Raw genomic sequence first — 4,845 nt, 5'->3', positions numbered from 1 at the left:
GTCCCTGCGTCATCGGGGTCTGCGCGTCATCGGGGTCTGCGCGTCATCGGGGGTCGGAGCGTCATCGGCGTCGGGGCGTCATCGGCCGTCCCCGCCGACGGTAGCCACCAGACCCGCCCGCCGCTCAGCCCTGACCAGCGGGGTCCTCCACCACCGCCCCGGCGGCGAGCAGGCCGTCGACGTCCTCGATGCCCCAGTCGCCCAGGGCCGCCCGGGTGTGCGCACCGGCGCGGGCGGGCGGGAGGTCCAGCGTGGCCGGCGTCCGGGAGAACCGCGGCGCCGGCGCCGGCTGGACGACGCCGTGGTGCTCGACGTAGGTCTGCCGGGCGGCCAGGTGCGGGTGCTCGCGGGCCTCGGCGAAGGACAGCACCGGCGCGACGCAGGCGTCGCTGCCCTCGAACACCTCCACCCACTCGTCCCGGGTGCGCAGGCGGATCGCGTCACCGAGCAGCCCGCGCAACACCTCGGGGTCCGCGCCGGCCCGGTCGGGAGCGACGTCGGTGAGCCCGAGCCGGTCGAGCAGCTCCGCGTAGAACTGCGGCTCGAGGGCGCCCACCGCGAGGTACCGGCCGTCGGCGGTCTCGTGGACGTCGTACCAGGGGGCACCGGAGTCGAGCAGGTTGACGCCCCGGTGGTCCTGCCACAGCCCGCCGCCGAGCATGCCGACCACCATCGTGGCCAGGTGGGCGGTGCCGTCGACGATGGCCGCGTCGACCACCTGGCCCCGGCCGCTGACCCGGGCCTCGAGCAGCGCGGCGAGCACGCCCACCACCAGGTACATCCCGCCGCCGCCGAAGTCGCCGACGAGGTTGAGCGGGATCTGCGGCGGACCGCCGGCCCGGCCGATGGCGTGCAGCGCGCCGGTGACGGCGATGTAGCCGACGTCGTGCCCGGCCGTCGCCGACAGCGGGCCCTCCTGACCCCAGCCGGTCATCCGGCCGTAGACGAGCCGCGGGTTGCGGGCCAGGCACTCCTCCGGTCCGATGCCCAGCCGCTCGGTCACCCCGGGGCGGTAACCCTCCAGCAGCACGTCCGCCCGGTCGACGAGCCGGCGGACCAGCTCCGGGCCGTCCGGGTGCTTGAGGTCGACCGCCACCGACCGGCGGCCGCGGGAGAGCAGGTCGTGCTCGGTCGAACCGGTGAACGGGCGGGCGCCCGGACGGTCGACGCGCAGCACGTCGGCGCCGAGGTCGGCCAGCAGCATCGCGGCGAACGGGGCAGGCCCCAGGCCGGTCAGTTCGACGACGCGCAGCCCGGCGAGAGGTCCCGTGGTCATGTCAGGGACCCGACCGCACGAGCCGGTCGGTCGTCAAGCGCGGCACCCCGGCGGCGGCGGCCGGGGCGCGGTCACCACTCGCCGGTGCGGGCCAGCTTCTCCGCCACCTCGGGCACCGGGACCTCGCGCAGCCGGGAGACCGCGTCCAGCCACCGGTGGGCCTCCTCGGCGGTCATCAGGTGCCGCTCCATCAGGATCCCGGTCGCCTGACCGACGACCTCCCGGGCAGCGGCGGCGCGGCGCAGCCGGCGGTCCCAGGAGGCAGCGACCTGCGCCGGCCCGGGCACCCCGGCGAACAGCCCACCCAGCCGCCGGGGCGCGGCACCGGCCGGGTCCGCGAGGGACGGCGGCGTCGCGTCCCCACCCGCGGGCACCCGCCGGCGCACCCCGGCATCCGGCAGCGGCGCGGGGCCGATGTCCGGCACGGCGTGCAGCCCCGCCGGGCCGCGCCGGCGGGAGGTGGCGTCGGCGCGCGCGGCCGTCGAGTGCGGCAGCCCCACCCAGTCCAGCGACTGGGACACCAGACCGGGTGCGGCGTACAGCTGCAGCGAGGCCCGGTAGGCGGCGGCCTGGGCCGCCGCGCGGTGCAGCGTGCGCAACCCGGAGGCGTTGAGGAAGGTGACGGCGGAGAGGTCGACCAGCAGGCGGTCCGGACGGCCCGCCCAGGCGGTGTCCAGCGCGCGGCGCAGGACCGGGGTGCTCAGCGTGTCGACCTCGCCGGCGACGGTGAGGAGGACCGAGCCGTCCCCCCGGTCGGCGATCCGCACGTCCAGCACCAGCTGGTCGGGGACCGGTGTCCCCGGGCCGAGCTGTTCGCTCATGACCGCACCCCCAGACGAGGCCGCCGGGTCCGGGGCGAGCGCGGTGCTGCTGACCGCACCTCAACGCTAGGAGCCCGACGGGAGGTGCGCAATGCCGGAGGCCCGCGCCGCTCAGCCCGGGACCGGTGAGGTCCCGTCGCGCACCGCGTCGACGACGCCGGCCGGTGCGGCGGGCGGCGTACCGCGGTGGCGGCCGTTCCGCGGACCGGCGGGCCCGACGCGTTCCCGCCGTGCCGGGAACGCTGGTCCCCTCCCGGGCGGGTGCATGGTCCGGTGGCGCCCGGGTATGGCGGGGGTCCGTCACCAAGGACCCGGTGACCCCACGTCCATCCCGGGTCGGGTGACCGCTGTGCTCCTCGATGGACCTCCCGTGCGGGAAGGGCCGGTGGTCCCGCCGGGCCTCCTCGACGACCGCGTCCGCGCCCTGGAGGCGCTGCCTCCCCAGCTGCGGGCGTGGGCCCGCTCCTCGCTGGGCCGGCTCTGCCCGCTCGAGCCCGCCGACGCCCCGGCCGGCCCCGGTCAGCCGGCGGCCGGCTCCTCGGTGCGCCCGGTCGGGATGACCAGCGCGACCAGCGCACCGACCACGGCCGCCCCGGCGCAGGCGGCGAACAGGACCCGGTAGGCGGTCAGCGAGGGCAGCGCGTAGCCGCCCAGCGTGATCGTCGACGCGGCCAGGACGGTGCCGCCGATCGCACTGGCCAGCGAGCTGCCGACGCTGCGGGCCAGCGCGTTGAGGCCGTTGGCCGCGGCGAGCTCCGACGCCGGCGCGCCCCGCAGGACCAGGCCAGGCATCGCGGCGTAGGCGATCCCGGTGCCGGCGCCGGCGATCGTCGTCCCGATGACGATCTGCAGGTACGAGCCGGTGAACACGATCCGGGAGAGGAAGCCGAGGGCGATGACCGTCGCGCCGAGGGCCAGTGCGATCTTGGGGCCGAAGCGCTCGGACAGCATCGCCGAGACCGGCGAGAGCAGCAGCATGGCGATGCCGCTGGGGGCCATCGCCATCCCGCTGGCCAGCACCGAGGAGCCGAAGCCGTAGCCGGAGGCGGCCGGGGCCTGCACGTAGGCGGCGGTGCCGATGAGGCTGGCGAACAGGGCGAAGCCGACGCAGATCGACGCGATGTTGGTCAGCAGCAGCGCCGGGCGGGCGTTGCTGACCAAGTCGACCAGCGGCGACGCCGTCCGGCGCTCGACCAGCACGAAGACGACCAGCAGGACGACCGCCGCGGCGAGCAGGCCGAGGGTCCTCGGGTCCCCCCAGCCCCACGTCGTGGCCTGGGCCAGCGGCAGCAGCAGTGAGACGAGAGCGGCAGCCAGCAGCACGGTGCCGCCGATGTCGAGCCGACCGCTGGTCACCCGCGGCGGCTCGACGACCGCGAGCCGGATGCCGACGAGGGCGATGACGCCGCCGGCGACACAGATCCAGAACAGCGCGTGGTAGTCGGCGTGCTCGGCCACCAGCGCGGCCAGCGGCAGCCCCAGGGCGCCGCCGATGCCGAGCGTGGCGCTCACCAGCGCGATGCCGGAGCCCGCCCGCTGGGCCGGCAGCACGGATCCGATCAGGCTGATCCCCAACGGGATCGCGGCCGCAGAGGCACCGGACACGGCCCGGCCGACGATCAGCCAGCCCAGCGAGTCGCTGGAGGCGCAGATCAGCGAGCCGACGAGGAGGGCAGCAGCAGCCACCAGCAGCATCAACCGCTTCCCGTACAGGTCGCCGAGGCGGCCGAAGACCGGCACGGCGACCGCGGCGACCAGGAGGGTCACCGTCAGCAGCCACTGCGTGCCGCTGGTGGAGCTGCCCAGCGACTGCTGGATCTCCGGGAGCACGGGCACCAGGAGGGTCTGGGTCAGCGCGACGATGACACCGCAGACGGCCACGATCGCGACTGCGGCGACCTGCCGCGGCTCCCAGCCGGGACCCGGCTCGGCACGCGTGGCGGAGCCCGCCGCGGGATGGGTGGTCTGGGACATGCGGACTCCCGTGGAGACTCGGGGCTGACCCGGACGGGGCACGGGCCGGACGACTGAAGTGGCACAAACTGCCACGAGTCGTACGGTCGCACACCACCACCGGATGGGCGACCATCCGCAGGGCTCCACGGCTGTGTCGTTGCTCACGCCAACCACTTGAGGAGGTCGTCCGTGACCGAGCGGGCAGAGGCCGGCACCGCGGGACTCCGCGAGCGCAAGCGGGCGCACAGCCGGGCCACCACGGTCGACGTGGCGATGCAGCTGTTCGCCGACCGCGGCTACGACACGGTGACCGTGGCCGACATCTGCGCCGCGGCGGAGATCGCCCCGCGCACCTTCTTCCGGTACTTCCCGACCAAGGAGGACGTGCTGGCCGAGCCGGCCCGGCAGATGGCCGCCCGGCTGACCGCCGCGCTGGCGGCCGCGCCCGCCGAGCTCGACGACGGCCGGGCGCTGCGCCGGGCACTGCGTGAGCTGGGGGAGTACGTGGTCGCCGACCGGTCCCGGATGGCGGTGTTCTTCCAGGTGGCCGCAGCCGCCTCCGCGGTGCGGGCCAACCCCTTCCTGCACCTGTCCGGCCGCGAACGCCAGCTCACCGAGGAGCTGCTCCGCCGCCGGTCCGGGTCCGCCCCGGCCGACTGGCGGACCCGGTTGATGGTCGCCCGGGCGCTCGCGGCGTTCCGCGTCTGGCTGGACGACCTGGTCGCCGGCGAGCCGGCCGACCCGCTGGCCCACCTCGACGAGGTCCTCGCCGCGCGCTGACCGGCCCCGGCG

At 76.2% G+C, this 4,845-nt stretch carries 4 protein-coding genes; 1 reads left to right on the top strand and 3 read right to left on the bottom strand.

The window, feature by feature from the left end; all coding sequences use genetic code 11:
• Positions 1–124: 124 nt before the first annotated feature.
• The 3 genes from FHL79_RS24605 to FHL79_RS24595 all read right to left on the bottom strand — a co-directional run bounded on the left by FHL79_RS24605 (position 125) and on the right by FHL79_RS24595 (position 4,071).
• On the bottom strand, positions 125–1,276 hold the full coding sequence (locus tag FHL79_RS24605; protein WP_138761180.1) for a CaiB/BaiF CoA transferase family protein: 1,152 nt from the start codon (positions 1,274–1,276) through the stop codon (positions 125–127).
• A gap of 71 nt (positions 1,277–1,347) precedes the next feature.
• Entirely contained in the window at positions 1,348–2,097 is a 750-nt protein-coding gene (locus FHL79_RS24600; RefSeq protein WP_138761179.1) for an ANTAR domain-containing protein, read from the bottom strand.
• Between the two features lie 519 nt (positions 2,098–2,616).
• On the bottom strand, positions 2,617–4,071 hold the full coding sequence (locus FHL79_RS24595; RefSeq protein ID WP_138761178.1) for an MFS transporter: 1,455 nt from the start codon (positions 4,069–4,071) through the stop codon (positions 2,617–2,619).
• Between the two features lie 171 nt (positions 4,072–4,242).
• Between FHL79_RS24595 and FHL79_RS24590 the strand changes: the two genes are divergently transcribed.
• Positions 4,243–4,833, top strand: a complete 591-nt coding sequence (locus FHL79_RS24590; protein ID WP_138761177.1) for a TetR family transcriptional regulator — start codon at positions 4,243–4,245, stop codon at positions 4,831–4,833.
• The last annotated feature ends 12 nt before the right edge of the window (positions 4,834–4,845 follow it).

The sequence above is a fragment of the Modestobacter altitudinis genome (assembly GCF_005930475.1).
Taxonomy (GTDB): Bacteria; Actinomycetota; Actinomycetes; order Mycobacteriales; family Geodermatophilaceae; genus Modestobacter; species Modestobacter altitudinis.
The sequence above is the reverse complement of the archived record's forward strand: the minus strand, read 5'-3'. Positions and strand labels throughout refer to the sequence as shown.